Annotated in this window: 15 protein-coding genes; 2 read left to right on the top strand and 13 right to left on the bottom strand. The window is 40.9% G+C overall.

Annotation, left to right across the window (positions count from 1 at the left end):
• Nucleotides 1-5 precede the first annotated feature (5 nt).
• The 10 genes from cas1 to HKX39_RS01360 all read right to left on the bottom strand — a co-directional run bounded on the left by cas1 (nt 6) and on the right by HKX39_RS01360 (nt 14,481).
• Complete coding sequence (cas1, locus tag HKX39_RS01405) at nt 6-929, bottom strand: type II CRISPR-associated endonuclease Cas1 (protein WP_246225950.1); 924 nt, start codon at nt 927-929, stop codon at nt 6-8.
• Nucleotides 930-3,989: a type II CRISPR RNA-guided endonuclease Cas9 gene (gene cas9, locus HKX39_RS01400; protein WP_171679521.1), complete on the bottom strand. Its 3,060-nt coding sequence runs from the start codon at nt 3,987-3,989 to the stop codon at nt 930-932.
• Between the two features lie 292 nt (nt 3,990-4,281).
• Complete coding sequence (locus tag HKX39_RS01395) at nt 4,282-5,043, bottom strand: hypothetical protein (RefSeq protein ID WP_171679520.1); 762 nt, start codon at nt 5,041-5,043, stop codon at nt 4,282-4,284.
• Nucleotides 5,040-6,155, bottom strand: a complete 1,116-nt coding sequence (locus HKX39_RS01390; protein ID WP_171679519.1) for an AAA family ATPase — start codon at nt 6,153-6,155, stop codon at nt 5,040-5,042. Before HKX39_RS01390 ends, HKX39_RS01395 begins: the two co-directional genes overlap by 4 nt.
• Before the next feature lie 103 nt (nt 6,156-6,258).
• Nucleotides 6,259-7,941, bottom strand: a complete 1,683-nt coding sequence (locus HKX39_RS01385) for a M14 family metallopeptidase (protein WP_171679518.1) — start codon at nt 7,939-7,941, stop codon at nt 6,259-6,261.
• A gap of 1 nt (nt 7,942) precedes the next feature.
• Nucleotides 7,943-8,776 carry an ABC transporter permease gene (locus tag HKX39_RS01380; protein WP_171679517.1) on the bottom strand — a complete coding sequence of 278 codons (834 nt, stop codon included), beginning with the start codon at nt 8,774-8,776 and terminating at the stop codon, nt 7,943-7,945.
• 3 nt (nt 8,777-8,779) lie between these two features.
• Nucleotides 8,780-9,706, bottom strand: coding sequence for an ABC transporter permease (locus HKX39_RS01375; RefSeq protein WP_343043404.1), 927 nt, complete (start codon nt 9,704-9,706; stop codon nt 8,780-8,782).
• Between the two features lie 5 nt (nt 9,707-9,711).
• On the bottom strand, nt 9,712-11,220 hold the full coding sequence (locus HKX39_RS01370; RefSeq protein WP_171679516.1) for an ABC transporter substrate-binding protein: 1,509 nt from the start codon (nt 11,218-11,220) through the stop codon (nt 9,712-9,714).
• A gap of 15 nt (nt 11,221-11,235) precedes the next feature.
• Nucleotides 11,236-13,011: an ABC transporter ATP-binding protein gene (locus tag HKX39_RS01365; protein ID WP_171679515.1), complete on the bottom strand. Its 1,776-nt coding sequence runs from the start codon at nt 13,009-13,011 to the stop codon at nt 11,236-11,238.
• A 93-nt stretch (nt 13,012-13,104) separates the two neighbouring features.
• A complete protein-coding gene (locus HKX39_RS01360) occupies nt 13,105-14,481 on the bottom strand; it encodes a hypothetical protein (protein ID WP_171679514.1) in 1,377 nt (458 codons plus the stop codon).
• Between the two features lie 186 nt (nt 14,482-14,667).
• Here HKX39_RS01360 and HKX39_RS01355 point away from each other — a divergent pair, with 186 nt between their 5' ends.
• Nucleotides 14,668-15,756, top strand: a complete 1,089-nt coding sequence (locus HKX39_RS01355) for an LPS O-antigen chain length determinant protein WzzB (RefSeq protein WP_171679513.1) — start codon at nt 14,668-14,670, stop codon at nt 15,754-15,756.
• A gap of 95 nt (nt 15,757-15,851) precedes the next feature.
• On the opposite strand, the gene galU is transcribed toward HKX39_RS01355, so the two are convergent.
• Nucleotides 15,852-16,691, bottom strand: a complete 840-nt coding sequence (galU, locus tag HKX39_RS01350; RefSeq protein ID WP_171679512.1) for a UTP--glucose-1-phosphate uridylyltransferase GalU — start codon at nt 16,689-16,691, stop codon at nt 15,852-15,854.
• Nucleotides 16,692-16,820: 129 nt separating this feature from the next.
• Here galU and pgi point away from each other — a divergent pair, with 129 nt between their 5' ends.
• Entirely contained in the window at nt 16,821-18,377 is a 1,557-nt protein-coding gene (pgi, locus tag HKX39_RS01345) for a glucose-6-phosphate isomerase (protein WP_171679511.1), read from the top strand.
• 65 nt (nt 18,378-18,442) lie between these two features.
• Here pgi and tviB read toward each other — a convergent pair whose 3' ends face one another.
• On the bottom strand, nt 18,443-19,717 hold the full coding sequence (gene tviB, locus HKX39_RS01340; protein WP_171679510.1) for a Vi polysaccharide biosynthesis UDP-N-acetylglucosamine C-6 dehydrogenase TviB: 1,275 nt from the start codon (nt 19,715-19,717) through the stop codon (nt 18,443-18,445).
• A 22-nt stretch (nt 19,718-19,739) separates the two neighbouring features.
• On the bottom strand, nt 19,740-21,584 hold the full coding sequence (locus HKX39_RS01335) for a polysaccharide biosynthesis protein (protein ID WP_171679509.1): 1,845 nt from the start codon (nt 21,582-21,584) through the stop codon (nt 19,740-19,742).
• Nucleotides 21,585-21,617 lie beyond the last annotated feature (33 nt).

Genomic DNA, 21,617 nt, shown 5'->3' with positions numbered 1-21,617 from the left:
CTCTCCTACATAATCGCCCCTAAAATAATAGGCGCGCCAATAAGTGGCAATTCTAGTTTTTCCCTCTCTCCCAAATACACTTGTGCCAATGAAACTGCTAACTTCTGAGCACAAACCGTTATCGGTACCATCCCTGCCTCGGTAACCAAATCTTCATACATTAATCGTGCTAATTGTCGCTTACTGTCAGGATTAACATCATTTACACCCTCTTGCAAAAGCTGATACACCTGATAGTCTACATAAGGTCGAAAAGGCTCAATAAGATCATCCACCAATCGCATTGGATTAGAGGCATTGCTATGATGGATTCCTATACTAGGATGCAAGCCAGCCGCAATCACCGCTCTAGCTACTGTTGCTCTTAAAATGGTATAGCCATAGTTTAGTAAAGCATTAGCACCTTCCCCTCGTCTGTCACGCCGAAAATCTTTACCAAACAATAATGTCCAATATCGTCTAGCCGCTTGTGCCTCTACATTATCTGGATCACCACTACGCACCTTACTCACCAAGGCACTTAGCGGCTTATCTGGCACCTCAATAGCACGCAAAACATTTGCCTGTTGTGCAATCTTATTTTTGATTAATTCTGCCCATAGCCGTTTTTTCAATGGTAATTTTGCATTAATCTGTGCATCAATGCGTTTAGACACTTCAAAATTACCGCCAATCGGCCAAAGCATACCAATAGCATTATGATTATTAGCACACAATACAAAGGGAGCTCCTTTCTCTGCCAACATAATTAATACATTATTGGTATATGAGACGCCATACGCATTCACTATAAGCGCACAGATATCATCACAAGGAATCCGCCCTAATTCTTTTTTATCGCCATCAGTCGCTTTAACAACTAAAAAACCACGATAAACAGACAGATGGCGATTGTTGTCAGCTATTTCGACAATTCGCCCTAACATCATTTACTCCTTAAAACCAGGATCTTTTAAACGCCCCGTTGCCGATACAGTAGTCAAGCGAGCTTTAGCCTTTTGCAACGAACCTGCTGTTTTAAACGTATATGAGAATGGATCATCCTTATCTCTATTTCTAGCATCCACATTAGATTCATTATGAGGTGCTAACGTGATTACTCCATTCGTAGACAAGGCACACACTCTATATAAACCAAGCAAATCACTATGCTCCATCTTAATTAAATCATTCCGCATCAAACGCATCACTAATGGTTTACCATTTTGCGCTAATGTTTTATGACGCAATTGCTCCAATCCTTGTTTCCGCACTATTTGATAAGCATCGTATGTACTAATAACATCGGACTGCCATTTTCCTTTTTCATTAAGGAAAATTTCCATGCAATAATTACTATCGCCTTTATACCCCTTATAAGCCTTAGGAGAACCATCAGCATTCATTCCATGACGTTTATTCGCTTTCTCGCAAGTCATCGGAATAACATTTAACGCTTCGATGACCTCAGTTCTACGTCCATCAACTACCTTATGATGATGCATTTTCCCATCACCCAATAAACCATACGCCGTATCATTATGCATCGCACCCTCATGACTATGGTCTGGCTTATAACTCACCCAAATAGCACTCACAGCTCGTCGCACCTGCTCACGGAAAGTCGGCCATGGTGGCTCGATACGTTGAATAAGACGACTATATTGCTTACCTTGCGTTCTGGCATTCTCTGTCGCAAAGCGTTGCAACATACCTCGATCCGTCATTGCGATTACGCAAGCATCGACAGCATGATGTCTATGGTCATGACGATTTTTCTTTTCTTCTATTTCATCTAAAATCGCATTCAACCCCAATTGCGTACGTAGTAATGCCGTTAATTGTCCTGGTATTGCCCAAGTATGTTTCGGACAAATCACACTAATATACTCTTTGGCAATACGACTAAAATAACGTGTATCATTCAGTGCTCGTGCTAGGAAATCCTTATCCTCACGCAACCATTTTTCATAAGCACCCTCAGCAAAACGGTAACGTTTTTCCTTTTTCATTCTACCCGTACGATTAAGGATGTCCGCATAATGAATACCTTCAATCTGTTGACCAGCAAAAGCCTCAAATGGGGTGGCATTACCTTTCGCTCTATTCGCCCATGCCATTGCCACGGTTTTATTATTTAGACTATCATCTAAGGTACGAGAGAACGGCAAGATATGCTCAATCTCAACTTCTGCCGAAAAAAGCATTGTTGCACTGATATGCCGTCCAGTATATGGACAACAACGGTCCTGAGGAGACTCTGCTAACTCTTCCCACAAAATCATTTTTTGTAAATCTAAGCGAGTCACTTGCTCAGCTGTTTTACCTATAATCGCCGCAATTTCTTGGCGACGACGTTCATTATTTTTCTGATTTTCTGCTTGCTCTTTCTTAATACGATTGCGCTCATCCACACCCAATTTTAAATCTCGCGCAAGTTCAATAACAATTTGCGTAGGATGACCATATTCCTTAATTAAACCATTCACCACCTGCCGTAATTGATTCAAACCAATATGCACAGTGGGGTTATTAATTCGTCCGTAACGCTGTTCATCCGTATCGTCTGGATTATTCGTACCAAAGCCAATATGGCGTGCTAATACTGTTCCGTAATAAGGAAGCTCAGGATAAATTTCACCGTCATGATAAGTTGCCAAAGCACTATGACTTTCAAAGCCAGCATTCACCACAGCTTTATCATAGCTAATAACGTCCTTTTTCAGCTCAGGTAGAATTCTTTGTAACGCCATCACCGATAAACTACCATAACCATCAGGTAAAGGCGCGGCTGATATTACCTCTGCGTCCTCTGATGTTACCCCTGTATGAGCGACTAACCAATCTATCAGTTCTGCTTCATTTTCTTCATAAAGCAACTTTTCAACAATCTGATTTTGCAATTCTGCATCAAATTTAAACCATTGATTGCCAAAGTACTTTTTCCCGCTCAAAATACCCGCAGTTCTATCCCCTTGGACATCTTTAGTCTTAGCATCCTCAATGTTAAACTTAGCCGTCCCAGAGAAATCCAGCGCTTTACGCAATTGGTCAAAAGTTCTTTTGGAGGACTTTAATAACTCACTCGCAACAATATTCCGTTGTGATAAAGTTAAGGGCACTTCTTGATTATTCGCATCTAGATAACGCAAATGATTAGCGAACTGATAGATTCTCGCATGCTGTGCGATAGGTAGCGCCTTAGCAGCACGCTTCTGCTGTGGTAAAAAGCTACAACGTCCAGGATCTACAGGCTTTAAAGGTCGTTGATACAACAAGATATGCTTGAGACACTCTTTAGCTGTAGCATTATAAAGCTCAGGGTTAAACTTTTCTTGCACAGACCATAATTGCTCAAACTCATATTCGACCATACCACGATCGATATAAAGATCATACGACTTTTCAATCTTATTTCGACCATTATCTTGCTGAACAGTGAATTGTCGTAATCGAGCTCTAGTTGGTTGCCCCTTTTGCATACGTTGGTATAGATATTCACCCACTGTACGTACACCTAACTCATCCAGTTTAGCCTTTAAATCAGCAATGGCTTTTTTCATCACACTGCCATCTGCATCTGACTTATCTGTTTTGCGATTACTCTTAAAGCCTCGACGCTGATTAATATGAAATAACGCTCGCCCAAACTCATTAGGTGTCAGTGCTTCATCAAGCCCTTTGGCTCGTAAATGATAGGGATTTAAATCAACCAATCGTTGACGTGCCTCCTCATCAGCAGGAAAAAAACCCAATGCGACTAATTGACGCAACATACTTTCTTTACGTCGTAACAACCGGTCTCGGCGACGTCGTGCCGCACGAGCAACACGACGAGTAACAGCCAATGAACTACCATCCTTTGGATTACGACCGTCAGAAAAAATTCGTACCCCCGTACGAATAATCGCAGCGGGCTCATATTTCCCCACCTCGATTTCATTTAACCGTAATACAGCCCAACCAATAGACGTACTACCCAAATCTAGCCCTAGACGATATTTCATCATTGCTCTCCTCAATGTTTTTAAGTTATTCTACCCTAAGCCTTTGTAAACAAAAATAGTATAACCACCAACGACAAGTCCGTTATGTTCTAACCTCTCTATCTAATATATTTACAGATTTATTTTTTATTGATAGAATGAAGGCTCATTTAACAGATTAAGAAATGAGCTTTGAGCGCTAACAAGCGTTTAAACGCACCAAATCCAAGGGTCGCTATAGGCGACCCTTTTCAATTAAGAAACTTTGAAGGCGATTTAATAGATTAAGAAATGAGCGCCATGATATAGGTATAAATTATAAATCGTTTACCTTCAGCAGTTTCAATAAGGTTGTTGCTCCATAATAATCTAACAGCAACAATGGAAAAGCGGATAATGAATAAATTTCATTCGAACTCTTGTAACAACTAAATACCTCCTCTTGAGAAATTTTTTCAAGAGGAAAAGTCTCCTCTTGTCGCAATAAATAATTAATTTTCACACAGTGTTTCTGTACAATCAAACTCCACTGCTCATTAGAAATCTTAGAGTAGGTAAACTTTTTATCTTGTGCATGAGAATCACTTTGTTGCTTGTACTTATTTACCTTATCATAGGTAACAGAACATTTTAAAAAATCATTTTTACTGTTATAACAAACACATGGGCGTAAAGCCTCAACCATCGGATAACTAATAAAAAGCTTGCCATTTTCTGTCTCATTATTAAAAAAACGAAGCATTTCTAGTAAGAGATTTTCAACTAAATCTCGATTAATTATTCGTTCACCCTCTTGATTTATTAACATCTGTGAATGTGGGTCATAATCAAAAAACAGATAAACCGAAGAAAAACTTTCTCTCCGTAACTCTTTGCTCAGAATCCCTCTTTCCTGTAACAAACCAATTAAATCAATATCTTTATCTTTACTTAATTGACTCCATAATTGATAAATATCACTACCAAATACTACTTGACTCGATTCAGAAAAAGGAAAAAATGAATTTTGACTAAAAGATTTCCAAATTTCTGACTCCCTCTTTTCTCCTTCAAAAATCACAAGTACTCGTTCTCTCATGTATCACCCCGAAAAGCCTCTCCTCTATACATTTTTTCCAAGTTATGTGCTTGCCTTAACTCTTTAAAAGTTAAATCTGGCAATGACGATATGTGTTGTTTATCAATGACAAAGTAGCAATCTGGTCGCAGTAAATCATTAGTCATAATTGATGTAGAATGCGTGGTTAATAAGACTTGTAGATTTTCCTTTTTCTTCAACATCGCCACAATTGCATACGTTAAATCATGGTGAAAAAAAGCATCGAATTCATCAATAAATAAAAATGATACCGAATTATTACTTAGGAAAAGAAACCAATAATAAAAAGTAGCCAATGCTTCTGTACCGCTTGATGCAATTTCATAGAAAGGAACATGATAACCATCTATATCCCAAAAGATGTTTTTTTCATCATGTGTCAATACACACTCAATACCAACTGCATTCAAAAACATCTCAAAATCTTTAACTTTTTTATTTTTAATAATACGCAAAGGAATACTATCGTTTGGTAGTGATGAATGTCCAATAAATATATTTTCTTTCAAAGTACGGAAAAAAAGCATTCCATCTAAAAAATCTAACCACTCGTAAAAAATTTTATTAATTTTTTTTCTCTTATCTAAATTAGCATTAGACCTAATATAGGAAATAATAGAGAGGGCTGAATTATCTATTCTCTTATTTAGGGTTTCTGCTCCTGGCAAATTTATCACTGCCACATTACTGTGGTTACGATTTATGGATAAACACTCTAATTCATCAATAGAAAGACTCTCTTTAATTAAAGTATCGTAATCTTTCTTGGAATAAGAATAAATTAACGAACTTCCATTAAACTCAAAAGTATATTCAAAAGAAACCTCCTTATCTGGTAATCCTGCGTAAACATAATGTCGTAGAAATAACTCTCTACCGTCATACTTATTCGTCGTATGTCCAATTAAATCAAAGATAGCCAATCCAATATTAGACTTACCAGAGCCATTCATACCATATATAATGCCCTTATTAACAATACCGTTTTTAATGCATTCTTGATTAAATGTATACTGATGCACCTCTCCTAAATTAAATACAAAAGTATCCTTAAACGACTTGAAATTGGTAACTTGTATTTTCTTTAACACAGCAATGTCTTCCAGTTAGATGAATAAGTTAATTGACATCATAACACAAACAAAAATGCCGTAAAAAAATTACGGCATTGATTTTTAAATGTATTTAAAATGATTAACTCAACCTCTCCAACCACTTCGCTACCTCCATCACCACACGATAATGCGACTCCTGCGCAATCCTAAACCAATCCCCTTGTACTGTCTCATCGGGCGCTTCTGTAATCAGCTCAATCGGATAATCTTGATTAGGATACTCAGTGATACTATACGGAACAACATCATGGGCAATAGGAAAATCTGCACCACCCACAGTACCTAAGTAGCGAGATAGCATTTCTTTATTCATCGCAACTTGTTCTGGATAACCCATCACCGCTTCAATCGCTGCTTGTAGTACCTCTTCAGCCATCGCCTTATACGCTGGCTGATAACGCATAATCAGAAAAAAACCCTTTGGTATGGTCCAACGCGAAAAATTTCTAGGGACATAACCAGACAATGGTCGCGTCCACTCATGAGCAGGATATCCATGTAGGTTAAGATGTACCAATGCTTGGGGAAGTTTGTTTCTCGCCTCATCTGCAAACGTCCTCTCTGGCACATCACCATAAGCCAAATCACAACCACTAGCTGTATAACGTGCTGCATGATGCATTTGACGAGGAGAAATCTCACATAGTTTTAAAAATGCAGCATAGCCATCTGGATTACCTAAAGGTCGATAAGTAAACGCCAAAACACCTTCTTTTAATAATTGCTGTGCCGCTCTAAGACCTCCTACGACACCACTCGATTCATTCGCATGTTGTCCTGATGACAATGCCAATCCTCGCGCCAAATGCGTATTAAAACCAGCCCCAAACAAGGGTCTTCCTTGTTGACTATTGGCATTAAAACACTCGCCATTTAAGGCGTTAAATTCAGCTTGAATTTGTGCAAAACTTAATGGTCTATCTATATTCGATAAATCCAATCTTATCTCACAGGCAGAGATAGCCTCTACCTCAGCCCATTGCTCTTCTCGAATACGTAAACTATTTTGTTGACCATAACGCACCACAGGCAAAATTTGACCCGGTTTGAGCGTACGGTCTCCTGATGATAAACCTAAACGATGTTGAAAAATTTCTAAAGCACTAAAATACAAATCCTCATGTAAAGCCTCTGCTAAACATAAGCTCTCATGTCCAACGCCTAAAGGCTCATCCTCACCCTGCAATTCAATATCAAAGACGACACTGCCCAAACCTTGCTGACAAACCGTCAATGGCAAATTTTGAAGATAATTACATGCCTCATTGTATATGTCTTCATACGGACTATGGATGGCTTCCGAATGCCCATCACTATATGCTACCCAAGCGCTAGCACATAATTCGCGCTGCCCATTCGCTTTATCTCGCCATTTAACTGGCGTAAAAATCTTTTCTTCCCTACCATCAGCAAAAACGAGACGATAATAAACGCCATTGCCTACCATTTTTGGCTCTGCTTGATACTGAATATCACAATCAGGATACAAACTATCTAAGGGATAGCACTCCAATCGAAAGCGCAATGGCTCGTCACCATCTACCACAGGATAATAGATAGTGACTTGTTTTTCACTATCCAACAAGCCACGCTCACGCACTTCACATAAGAGCGTTTTATAAGCACTTTTTACTTGTATCTCTGCGCTCTCACCTTTTGCTTGTCGCGCTACCCTCGCAATCTGCTCACGCAAACGCTTAGAGGCAAACAGCCAGACTATAGCACTACCCTCTGGTATTTCCTGTTGATATATTTTCTGCATTCTATGCTTTTCCTAAACGCCCTAAAGGGTCTAAACGATCTCGCAACCAGTCACCAATTAAGTTTAAACCTAAAACAGTTAACATAATCGCAATACCCGGAAAAACAGTGACCCAAGGGGCTGTCTGGATGTAATTACGTCCATCAGCCAACATTCCTCCCCAGCTCGGTGTCAAAGGATCAATACCCAAGCCTAAAAAGGTCAAACTACTTTCTAATAAAATATTATTAGCGACATTGAGCGTCATCAAAATAATCAAAGGACCTAAGGCATTAGGTAAAATATGCTTAAACATAATTTTAAAATTGGACAAGCCATAGCTCTTAGCGGCTAGCACATACTCTGCCTCTCGTAACGACAACACCGAACCACGAACAAGGCGCGCATACTGCACCCACTGCGCCACAATCATTAGCAAAATAATCTTATCTAAGCCAGGACCTACAATGGCTATCACGGTAATCGCTAATAAGATAAATGGCAATGCCAATTGAATATCCGCAAACCGCATAAACAGCGTATCCCATAAACCACGGTAATAGCCTGCTAATAGCCCCACTATCGTGCCTAATACCACAGCACCTAATGCAGAAAAGATTCCAACAATAAACGATACCTTACCGCCAGTAGCGACCCGTGCCAAAACATCACGTCCCATTGGATCCGTACCTAGCCAGAAATTCTCACTAAATGGAGGCGTAAGACGTGCCAAGAAATTCATGGTCTTGCCACCGTCAGGGAAAAACACCGGCGCCAATAGCACCAACCCACCCATCAACAATAACAAGCTACCACCCAGAATAAACTCAAAGTGTTTAAATGATGACTTTTTCATCGCTTACCCCAAACGGATACGAGGGTCGAGTAAGACATAGGCAATATCCACCAGTAAATTAACAAGCACAATCATAATCGCCAACAAGGTAATACTCGTTTGTAATACAGGATAATCTCGCTGAGCAATCGCCTCAATCGCTAAGGTTCCCATACCCGGCCAATTAAACACCATCTCTACAACCACCATGCCCCCCAACAAGGCACCGAACTGCAAGCCTAAATACGTAATAATCGTAATAGAGCTATTTCGTAAAGCATGTTTATAGACAACAGACCACTCACTTAGCCCCTTGGCTCGTGCCACCATAATATGCTGTTTAGCCAACGTTTCTAACATCGCCGTACGTACTAGCCGTACATTACTCGCTGTCAAAATCAAGCCCATTGTCACAGCGGGCAATATCAATCCCAACCAACTATCAAATCCTGATGGTGGTAACCATCCCAGATAGACAGCAAAGAATAACATCAACATAATGCCTAACCAGAAATTAGGGAAAGATAGACCTGTCAACGTCAATACACGAATTAACTGATCCCCAAACGAACCTGGGCGACATGCAGCATAGATCCCTAAAGGAATGGAAATCAGTAAAGAAATGCCCAGTGACAAAAAAGCTAACAAGACTGTCGAACTCAAGGCTTGTTGAATCAAGGGAGCAATAGCTCCTCGAAAGAAGCTATTGCCCATATCACCACTTAGCAAGCCCACCATAAAGTCGGTATACTGAGCCCAAAAAGATTTGTTTAGACCTAAAGCATTGTGAATATTTTGAATATCCTCCTGACTGACGGCCGCACTCTGACTCAATAAAGTCATCGCTGGGTCACCTGTCATACGGATAGCAAATGCTACCAATAAGGATACGACAATAATCACAAAGAGCGCTTGTATACTTCGCTTAGCTAAATAAGAAACAATTGGCACAACGATTACTCAACATCAGTTTGGAAATAGCGCACACGAAAATCTGGTGCAGGTAAGAAATTCTTCACTTTATTACTCACGCCATATAAGGTTTTCGTATTGTAGAGTGGTAAGTGATAAGCTTCTTCTTGTGCTAAACGAGCCACTTCTTGGAGCTGCTTTAAGCGATCCTCTTTATTGGTCGCCACACGTTGTTTCTCAAGCAAAGCGTCCATTTTATCTGACTTCAAGTAGGGGTTCCATTTTTGACCAGAGTGATATACTAAGTAAGCCGTATTATCAAAGTCAAATGTCCAACCACCCCAACCAAACTGGAAAGCCTCATTGGTCTTACCTTGAGGGACATTCTCATTTAAAAATACCGCATCCTCAATAGGTTTCACACTCACATCAAGACCCACATTACCAAAGAATGCCGTCAATGCTTGAGCTACCTCTCCAAATGTCGATTGCGAAGCACGATAGTCAATCGTCATCTTCGTACCCGGCTTAACACCCGCTTCAGCCAATAACTTTTTAGCTTGTTCTGGATCAAAAGGATAATCTTTTAAGTTTTCGTCATAACCGAAAGAAAGCTTGCTTTGTAACGTAGCAATTGGCTCTGCATAACCCGCTAAGAAAGCATCAATCAGCATTTTCTTATCTACCGCCATATTCAATGCCTTACGCACACGCACATCCTTAGTAATGCCATTTTCTAAGTTAAATTGCAATGACATAATCGTTGGACCTGTTTCAGCAATGACTTTATTATCCTTAGATTTCTCAATAATAGGTACCGCCGAAATAGCAACATCATGCCAAACATCGATACGACCCGCTTGTAACTCCGCTAAACTCGTCGCATCTTCTTTAATAAAACGATAAGTCAGTTTTTGTAATTTTGGTTTACCACCCCAATAATCGTTATTGGGCTCAAGCACCAAACGATCACCTTGCTTATACGAAACAAATTTAAACGGTCCCGTACCCACAGGGTTTTCATTAAAGAAGGCATCACCTTTCTCAGCGATATACTTTGGCGGCACAATCATCGCACCATAACCAGCAAGTTTAGTTAACAACACAGGATCTGGTTTATTCAAAACAAAATCCACCGTGTGTTCATCAATGATTTTCACCGATTCAATCGCTGTATAGTTAGAGCGCTGCGGACCTTTTTTACCCTCCTCACCCAACAAACGTTCAATCGTGTATTTCACTGCCTCTGCATTAAATGGCTCACCATTGTGGAAGTTCACGCCTTTACGCAGATAAAATCGCAAGCGTAAACCATCATCTAATTCTTCCCATTTCTCTGCTAACCCTGGTTGTAGCTTTAATTGTTCATCACGCAATACTAAGGCATCATAAAGACTATTACCCGCTGATGACCATGCCACCAAGAAAGTATCAATAGGATCCCAGCTACCTGGGTCTTGACGTTGTGCCACTGTCAATTCATGAGCAGCCGCATAGGCAGCTCCCATAAAAACACTCGATAAAACCGTACTCAATACGACCTTTTTAAACATAACTCTCTCCAAAAATTATTGCGTTAACGCGACAAAATGCCCCGCCTCTACCTCTTGATATTGATGATGTATCGGTGGATGATGAATAGAACGAATAGGACTTGGAATATCCCCTGTAAACTCCACGCGCACAGGTTCTTTATCTGGGTTCATCACAGGAACAGCAGATAATAAGCGCTTAGTATACGGATGTTGTGGATTTTCAAAAATCTGACGGCGAGAGCCTAACTCAACAATTTGACCGAGGTACATCACCGCTACACGATGACTAATGCGCTCCACGACAGCCATATCATGACTAATAAAGAGATAGGCCAATCCTCGCTCTGCCTGTAAATCCATCAATAAATTAATGACTTGTGCTTGTACAGACACATCTAATGCCGAGACCGCCTCATCGGCAATGATTAAAGAAGGCTCCGTCGCTAAAGCACGAGCAATACAAATCCGCTGACGCTGACCACCAGAGAACTCATGGGGATAACGGTCTGCAAACTCTGCGGGCAAATGTACACTTTCCAATAAACTCGCCACTTGCTGCTGAGGGTTTTTAACAAGACCATGTACACGCATAGGTTCTAAAAGACTTTCTCTGATAGTCTTGCGTGGATTAAGCGATCCATAAGGGTCTTGGAACACATATTGAATTTCTTTCTTAAAGCGCTCTTGATGAATACCAAAAACATCTTGCCCTTTGAATTGAATCAAACCACCCGAAGGTTTCACTAATTGCTGCAATGTGCGTCCAATCGTTGACTTGCCAGATCCCGACTCCCCAACTAACGCGAGCGTCTCTCCCGGATAAATCTCCAAAGAGACATTCTCAGCCGCATACACCTTGTGGGTTACTCTCCCCCAGAAACCACTACGAATAGGGTAATGTGTTGATACCTTATCCAAAATGACTAAAGGCTCCTTAGAAAGCACCGATAAATCAGGCGACTCAACACGTGATTCACCAGGAATTTCAAACTTTAAGGGCAAATCAATGCCTTGCATAGACCCAATTTGAGGCACAGCAGCCAATAACTGCTGAGTATATTCTGCTTGCGGATTAAGAATAATATCTCGTGCCTTACCGTATTCAATCTGATCACCTCGTTTCATCACGAGCAAATCATCTGCCATCTCCGCAATCACGCCCATGTCATGACTAATAAAAATCATCGACATACCGAGCTCTTGTTGCATATCGCGTAGAATTTGTAAGACCTGTGCTTGAATCGTCACATCTAATGCAGTTGTCGGCTCATCGGCAATTAGTAAGGTAGGATGACATGCAACCGCCATCGCAATCATAATGCGCTGACGCATACCACCAGATAGCTGATGAGGATAGCGTTTGGCCAGTTGTGCCGCATTAGGCAATCTCACAAAATCCAGTAGGCGAATAACTTCCTTATCCGCAGCACTACCTTTTAAACCGCGATGTAAAGCAAGGACTTCCTTAATCTGATGCCCTACAGTGAATACAGGATCTAATGAAGTCATGGGTTCTTGGAAAATCATGGCGATTTCCTTACCTCGTATATGGCGCATCTGCTCTGGCGTCACTGTCGCAATATCTATCGCTCCAGATTGACTCTCAAACTGAATAGACCCTGAGGTGATTTTGCCACCTAACCATGGCAAAAGCTGCATAATCGCCGAAGAAGTAACCGACTTACCAGACCCTGACTCACCCACAATGGCCAAGGTTTTGCCTTTGGGCACATGGAATGACAGATGCCGCACAACCTCTTTACCCGAAAATGCCACACTTAAATCATTGACGGTCAATATATTCGACATCTTAAAAACCTGATGAATAAAGGCAGTATTATGGTTTAGTCAAGGTTTAAAGTAAATTAGGGATAGCCCTTGTTTGTTTTTATGGCGCGTTCTCTATCTCGTTACATAAGGCACTTCCGGTAAAATCTTCAAAAACTTACGATCAATCAATAAACCTGACGCAAGATTTGTCCTTATTGCTGAGCTACTATTCATAGAGCGACAATTTAACCATAGCTTTTCCGATGCACACAATACCACCTTGTCACCCAAATTCCACCCTAAATAGGCTTCAAATGGCGCTTCCAATTGTTTCTTAATATGAGCAATAGCTTCATCTCTTGACTCTGGTACATTAACTCCCTGACTCTTGACTAGTTTTCTTGCTATATCTCTACATTGACCAAAACCTGTCACTTCAGATGCTTTCGTAGCAAGGTGAAGAGTTATAGATTGAAAAACTCGTACCTTTGGATGATTTACAAATTTCGCCATATGTAATTTGGCGTATTGCTCTTGCATGTATAAACGCGCAGCCAAGTCCTCTTTTTGTTGTGTATTAAAAAATTCATGACTAATCTGATAAGTACGTGCATTACTTTCTGTTTGAATAAAATCTATCATACGATAAAGTCCGTAACTCAAAGAGTTTCCAGAGAGCCACATCACGACTCCAATCAATATACAACTAACCACAGCATAAAGACAAAATCTCTCTTCCTGACTTGAAAGTCGATGACGTTGACTCAATATCACCGATAAGTATATCCCCCAAATAAAAGCCAAAATTAGAACTTGCATAATGCCATTTATATCATCCCCAGGAAGCAACAGAAATACATAAAAAACAACTATCCATATGAATACAAGCAATACCTTCAACACCCAAATCCTCAAACACCCCCAAATATCTCCTTCATAATAAAAAAACACACATTTAACAGGTAATCTCTTACAATGGCCACTCAACAAGTATCTCAGCACGGGATAAATACCTAATGCTATAACTGACGAAACACTTAATGCTATAACGATACACAAAACAAAACCAACTATTCCATTTAAAAAGCTAAACCATAAAGCACCTAGAAAACATAAACTTAGACTTATCGGCAAAATAAAAACATTCATTTTTAATGCCTCAAATGATTGCCTCACTTTTGAACTTATTAAAAACTCATTCGCCAACATCCAAGGCGCAGCAAACAACATAAATATAAAATATGCAAAAAATAGTGCGTAAATACAAAATACTGTGATTGCTACCTTAGAGTCAGATAACAACGTCCCCCAAAGCTCAATTGCATTTAATGATTTCAACATAAAAAAAAGAGATAGCAGCCCCAAAAAAATCATTCCCGCCAATAATCCTGGGTACCCTCCTACAATCCCCCATAGATTGATTATCTTGTGCTCACTCTCCATCTTTTCTTGCATAAAAGAACTTGTATTTCCTTTGGGTCTTTTTAGTATTTCTCTGTTTCTATACATCTTATTCTCCTCTCTAAATACTCTCATCTAGACACTCATATTCATCTTAAGTTCATTATGCCCCTTATATTTATAATAAATAAGTTAGGATTTGCCCTTGATACCTCTTTTTCCATATCACTTATCTATCTTTGCTAAAATGAGAAGCACTGTTAACTATCTTTGACCTATTTAGGTTTACTCATAATGCATACAAATACACAGCCATCTACTGAAGAAATTGATTTATTCGATCTCTTCGCTACGCTTTGGAAGAATAAACTCACCATTATTCTCTTTACTACCTGTACAATCGTCCTAGCTTCTCTCTATGCGTTTACCGCCAAAGAAGCATGGACAAGTAAGGCTCAAGTTGTGCCTGCTAAAGCTATCCAATTGGGCGCTTTCTTGGAAGCAGAGCGTCGCTATTATCGTTACGCTGATATCGAAAAAGACTTCGACTTGCAAGACTCTTTAAATAACGCATTTGCTTCATTTATACAAACACTACGCGCAACGGACAATCGTTTGGCTTTTTTCAAAGACTCGGCATATTATCAAGCCATCACTGCAGATATCACAGACGAAACCGCCAAACAACTACAACTTGAAAATATCGCCTTTAAAGATACTAAAATTCAAGAAACAGAAAAGAACAAAAAAGATTCTTTTGATATCAGCTTCACAGCAGAAACAGCCCATGATGCACACGATACTCTCGCTAAACTCATTACTCACAGCAATCAAGTTACGCAACAAAAACTCTTTGAGAATCTTTTTGAACGTGTAGAAGATCGTATTGCGACACTAGAACAATCTGTCCTCAATACCCAAAAAGAAACCGAACAAAATCGCAAAAACCAAATTGAACAATTTAAACAAGCCTTACAAGTTGCTCAATCTGCTGGTATCTCGGACTATAAAGGTCAGACATCCGCTACGATGATTGTAGACTTCACCAACAATAATATTGTAGACCTCACCAACAATAATAACCTTTTCTTATTAGGCACGAACTATCTGCAAGCACAGTTGGATGCATTAAACAACTCACCCTTAATTTACGCAGCCAATTATTATCAAACCAAAGAGAACATTCAAAATCTTAAACAAATTCTAACCATTAAACCCGGCGGAGAAACCTTTGAGTTTACTCGTACTCCAAGTTTACCATTAACTAAGGATAAACCTAAAAAAGCACTTATTCTCCTTGCTGGTGCTGTACTGGGGGGAGTCTTAGGTAGCCTATTTGTCTTGCTACAACAGGCACTACGCAACCGTCGTAAGCCCTTGTAAAAATACCCCACCTAGAAACCCTCTATCCATTAACAAAAAGAGGCGTCCTCATTATCTGATGACGCCTCCCTAATATCCGTTCTAGGCTTGTAAGCTTAATCCACACTTAAACCATGATATTTCTGACCTAAAGCAATATTTGCCTTAAAAAAGCCTTCCTTACTACCACAATCATAACGCGTTCCCTCATAGTTATAGCCAAATACCTTACGCGTTTTAAGCATAGCGGCAATACCATCTGTCAGCTGAATCTCACCGCCAGCACCACGACCAATATGACGTAAATGCTCAAAAATCTCAGGCTCTAAGATATAACGTCCTACTACAGCATTACGAGAAGGCGCTACTGAAGGATCTGGTTTCTCAACAATACTCTCTACTTGCATAGTACGGTCTGCACACATATCCCCTGCAATAATGCCATACTTCTTGGTCTCCGCCTGAGGTACTTCCTGCGTGCCTAAGACACTGCCACCTTGCGCATGAGCAACCTGAATTAACTGCTGGGTAACAGAAACATCCGCATCAATTAAATCATCCGCTAATAATACGGCAAAAGGCTCATTGCCCACCACAGGCTCGGCACAAAGAACAGCATGCCCTAAACCTAAAGGAGCGGGTTGACGAATATAGATACAGTTCACATTATCAGGAATAATCCCTTTTAAAGTATTCAGCAACTCCACCTTTCCCTTTGCCTCTAGCTCAGCTTCCAACTCTGGAATACGGTCAAAATGGTCTTCAATCGCCCTTTTATGCTTACCCGTAATAAAAACCAAATCCGTAATTCCTGCTTTAACAGCTTCTTCTACCGCATATTGAATTAATGGCTTATCTACCACAGGTAACATTTCTTTAGGCATGGCTTTCGTTGCTGGCAAAAAGCGCGTACCAAGACCCGCCACAGGAAAAACAGCCTTACGAATAGGATTCATACTAAAAACCTCAAATGATGAAAATTAACAATCACAAAAACGAAACCATTTTATAATCCTTATTATAGTCAATGGGCATAAAATCGCCTCATTATTTCGTAGAGTTAATTCTAATTTTTCGCAAAGTTTATGACCCATACAACGATAAGCCCTCTGCATCAGCTTCACTCTTGGGATGCATTCACTAACGCCGTCAAATCATCCTTTTTGGATAAAAATGCATTGCGCTTAGTCAATGCAGCAGGCTTGACCATTGACTTTAGCGCACAACGCAATTCAGCCGAATTACAAACATCCATTGCGCAGTTGCTCGAAGATAGACACTTCATTCGACAGCGTCATGCACTATTTCACGGAGAGATTTGTAATACCACAGAGAATCGTCCCGCTTGGCACACTATGCTACGCGAGCCACGACCACTTCCTGAAGTTGCCTATGAACGCAATCGTATCCTTGAATTTATCCGTCGCACCGACAGTGACCGCAAATGGCGCAATATTGTCCATATTGGGATTGGTGGGAGTGACTGGGGTGTACGATTGGCTAACAGTGCTTTTGGTTATGCAGGTACTTGGCGTAATATTCGTTATGTGGCTAATATTGACGGTCATGCCATCGAAGCAGGACTATCTGGATTAGATCCTCGAGACACACTCATTGTCGTTGCGACGAAATCCTTTACCACAGCAGAAACCATGGCCAATGCTCAACGCGCACTTGAGTGGCTAAAAGATGCCAATATCACCAATCCTTATAATCAAATAATTGCCGTCACCGCAAAACCTGAAGTCGCTGAGAAATGGGGTATCCCTAAACATAATATTTTTAAATTCTGGGATTGGGTTGGTGGTCGTTTTTCACTCTGGTCAGCTGTCGGTGTCGCGGCAGGTCTCACCGTTGGCTCTAATGTTTTAGCAGGTCTACAAAGTGGGGCTCACGCCATGGATCAACACTTCCTACATGCCTCTATCGAAGAAAATGCACCCGTACAACTCGCCATGGCAGAGATTATGAACCGTAGCGTACTCGGTTATGGTTCTCGCAATCTAGCTGTCTATGACTCCCGACTTGCTAACCTTATTCCCTATCTCCAACAACTTGAGATGGAGTCACTAGGGAAATCTGTTGATATTGATGGTCAGGCGATTGAGGTACCCACTGGCTCTGTCGTCTGGGGGATGCCAGGTACTGATGCACAGCATACCTTCTTCCAATGGTTACATCAAGGTACCGACGGTGCTCCTGTTGACTTTATTGTCTGTCAATCAGAAGACCATCGTTGGAAAGAGCATCATCAACAGTTACTTGCTCATTGCCTTGCGCAACGCGAAGCATTACTTAATGGCAAAACAGAAGAAGAAGCATATACTGAAAATATTCAAACTGGTATGAGTGAAAATAAGGCTCGCCTGATTGCCAAACATCGCATGCAACCAGGTGGTCGCCCTTCTAATCTAATAGTACTTCCGCAACTGACCCCATTTTCACTGGGAGCATTACTTGCCCTCTACGAGCACAAAGTCTTTGTTCAAGGAGTAGTGTGGGGACTGAATCCATTTGATCAATGGGGTGTTGAGCTAGGTAAGGTTCTCGCCCAAGGGATTGAAAAAGAAATTAAAGATGAGACACCTATCTCTGAAAAGCATAACCCATCTACGCAGTATTGGGTAGAGATGTTTAAATAAAAAACATTCAATAAAATAGCCTTCCTATCAGAAGGCTATCTATTTTCAAAAAAGCAGACTCTCAACTATAAGCGTATATCCGCATCATCAGCACTTAAAATATACTTTAAATCATAAAGCACATGTTCCTCTTTACCTAATGCTCGGATGGCAGAGACCCCCATTTCTTTAAACTCATCATGAGCTACGCCGATGACAATAGAGTCATAAACACCTCTTTCTAGTGTCTTAATAGGCATAATCCCATACTCGTGCTGCGCCTCTTCTACATCCACCCATGGGTCATACACATCCACCTGAATATCGTATTCACCTAACTCTTTCACAATATCCACTATTCGTGTGTTACGCACGTCTGGGCAGTTCTCTTTGAACGTTAATCCCATCACCAATACGCGTGAACCTTGTACCTGAATCTTACGCTTGGTCATCGCTTTCACTAACTGCGACACCACATAGGTACCCATGCTGTCATTTAAGCGACGTCCCGCCAAAATAATCTCTGGATGATAACCAATCGCTTGCGCTTTATGCGTCAGGTAATATGGGTCTACGCCAATGCAGTGACCTCCCACTAAACCCGGACGGAACGGTAAGAAATTCCACTTCGTGCCCGCTGCCTCTAATACCGCCTGCGTATCAATCCCTAAACGGTTAAAAATCAATGCCAACTCATTAATTAACGCAATATTCACATCGCGCTGCGTATTCTCAATCACTTTAGCTGCCTCTGCTACACGGATACTAGAGGCTTTATGCGTACCTGCTGTAATAATGGAGCGATATAACTCATCCACTACATCGGCAATCGCTGGGGTCGAACCTGAGGTCACTTTCTTAATCGTCGATACACGGTGCAATTTATCACCCGGGTTAATACGCTCTGGGCTATAACCTGCGTAAAAATCCACATTGTATTTTAAGCCTGATACCTTCTCTAATACAGGTACGCACACCTCTTCTGTCGCTCCCGGGTATACCGTTGATTCATAAATCACGATATCACCTTTTTTCAGTACCTTACCAATCGTCTCACTGGCTTTCACCAAGGGCGTTAAATCCGGTTGTTTGTACTCATCAATCGGCGTCGGCACTGTCACGATAAACGTGTTGGCTTTAGCAAGCTCTGCACCTTCTGCACTAAAACGTAACTGGGTCGCTTCTTTTAATTCTTCGCTCGACACCTCTAAGGTATGATCCACACCCGATTGTAATTCCGCAATACGTTTCTGGTTAATATCAAAACCTAAAACTTCTCGCTTTTTACCAAATTCTACCGCTAACGGTAAGCCCACATATCCTAAGCCTACAACGGCTAATTTGATGTCTTGTAATTGCATTTTAAAACACTCCCATAATTCGTCACTGACTAATATTCATCGCAGTATATTCTGGAATCCATTTTTTTAAGCAAGTACGAACATCGTTATCAGACACTACTTCCGTACTAATCCACTCTTTGAACTCCGTCAATAGGTTATCATCGACATCTCTTGAACGAGCAATGCGCAATTTAGGATGTGGCGTATCTCTGGTTTCCTCTGCATCTGCCAATAATTCCTCATACAGCTTTTCTCCTGGGCGAAGACCTGTATACTCAATACGAATCTGATCTTCCGTAAATCCCGATAGACGAATCATATTCCTCGCCAAATCCACAATCTTGACAGGCTCACCCATATCCAATACGAATACATCTCCACCTTGCCCCATCGAGGCGGCTTGCAAGACGAGCTGTGCAGCCTCAGGAATAGACATAAAGTAACGATTAATTTCTGGGTGGGTAACGGTAATTGGACCTCCTCGTGCAATCTGCTCCTTAAACTTAGGAATCACACTACCGGTACTACCTAACACATTACCGAAACGCACCATATTAAAAATGGTTTTATCACCATACTGCTTTTGCATCAATTCACAAAGCATTTCTGCAAGACGCTTTGTTGCCCCCATCACATTAGTTGGATTTACAGCTTTATCTGTAGAGATTAATACAAACCTCTGGGCTCCGTGCTTCACTGCCGCCTCAGCCACCGTCAATGTACCACCACTATTATTACGAACTGCTTGCCAAGCATTACCCACCTCCATTAAAGGCACATGCTTAAACGCTGCCGCATGAAAAACAATTTGAGGTTGCCAAGTAGCAAAAATGTCGTTCATCCGTACCGCGTCTTTTACATCACCCGTAAGCGGTTCAATATGAATTTCTGGATGATGATCACGGAACCACTGCTCGATCATATAAAGCGCAAACTCACTTGTTTCCACCAATACGATACGTTTGGGATTAAAGCGTGAGATTTGACGGCATAGCTCACTGCCGATAGAACCACCTGCACCAGTCACCAATACCGTTTTTTCAGAAAGCATCTGCTCGACATGTTCAGAATTGATACGCACTGGTTCACGTCCCAACAAGTCTTCAATCTTAACTGGACGCATGATATTCACTGCTACACGCCCACTCATCAACTCAGCTAGACCTGGAACGGTAAATACACTTGCCTTGGCCTCACTAGCCATCTTTGCGATAGACTGCAATACGTCTGCAGGAGCCGTAGGCATCGCCATGATTACATGTTGCGCATTATAATCACTCAACACATGAGGTAATTCACAGACAGCTCCCACCACACGGCAGCCTAAAATTTCCAGCCCCCACTTAGTGCGATCATCATCGAGAATCGCCACCACATTCCACTCTTGGGTACGATCTAACTCTCGAATCAACATCGCACCAGCGGTACCAGCACCAATCACAACAACAGGTTTACCCTTGCCTACACCACGCCCGTACTTTAAATACTCTTTATAAATACGCCAAGTAAAACGTGCCCCCCCCATTAAAAACAACAATAAGACAGGATAAAGTACAACAATACTACGAGGAATAATGTCATCATTGCGCACGAAAGCCGCTAATGCCAGTAAGACGAAAAATGAAATCAGTATGGCTTTGAAAACTCTCAACAAGTCTAGGATACTCGCAAACACCCACATCCCTCGATATAGTTTCACCATACGACAGGCGAAATATTGAGTGACCAATAACACGAATAACATCCATGTAATTGGATTGTGGCTCAATACCGCAGACACATCAAAATTAAACCGAAGTAAGTATGCCCCTATCCAGGCAACTAACACCGCTAAAAGATCATAAATAAAAATCAATGTTGATCGGAATTTGCGATTAAAAGCCATTTTATAAACCGTACATTTTCTTCAAGAAATCCT

Source organism: Pelistega suis (assembly GCF_013133795.1).
GTDB lineage: Bacteria > Pseudomonadota > Gammaproteobacteria > Burkholderiales > Burkholderiaceae_B > Taylorella > Taylorella suis.
Note: the sequence above shows the minus strand (reverse complement) of the source record. Positions and strands in the feature narration are given on the sequence as shown.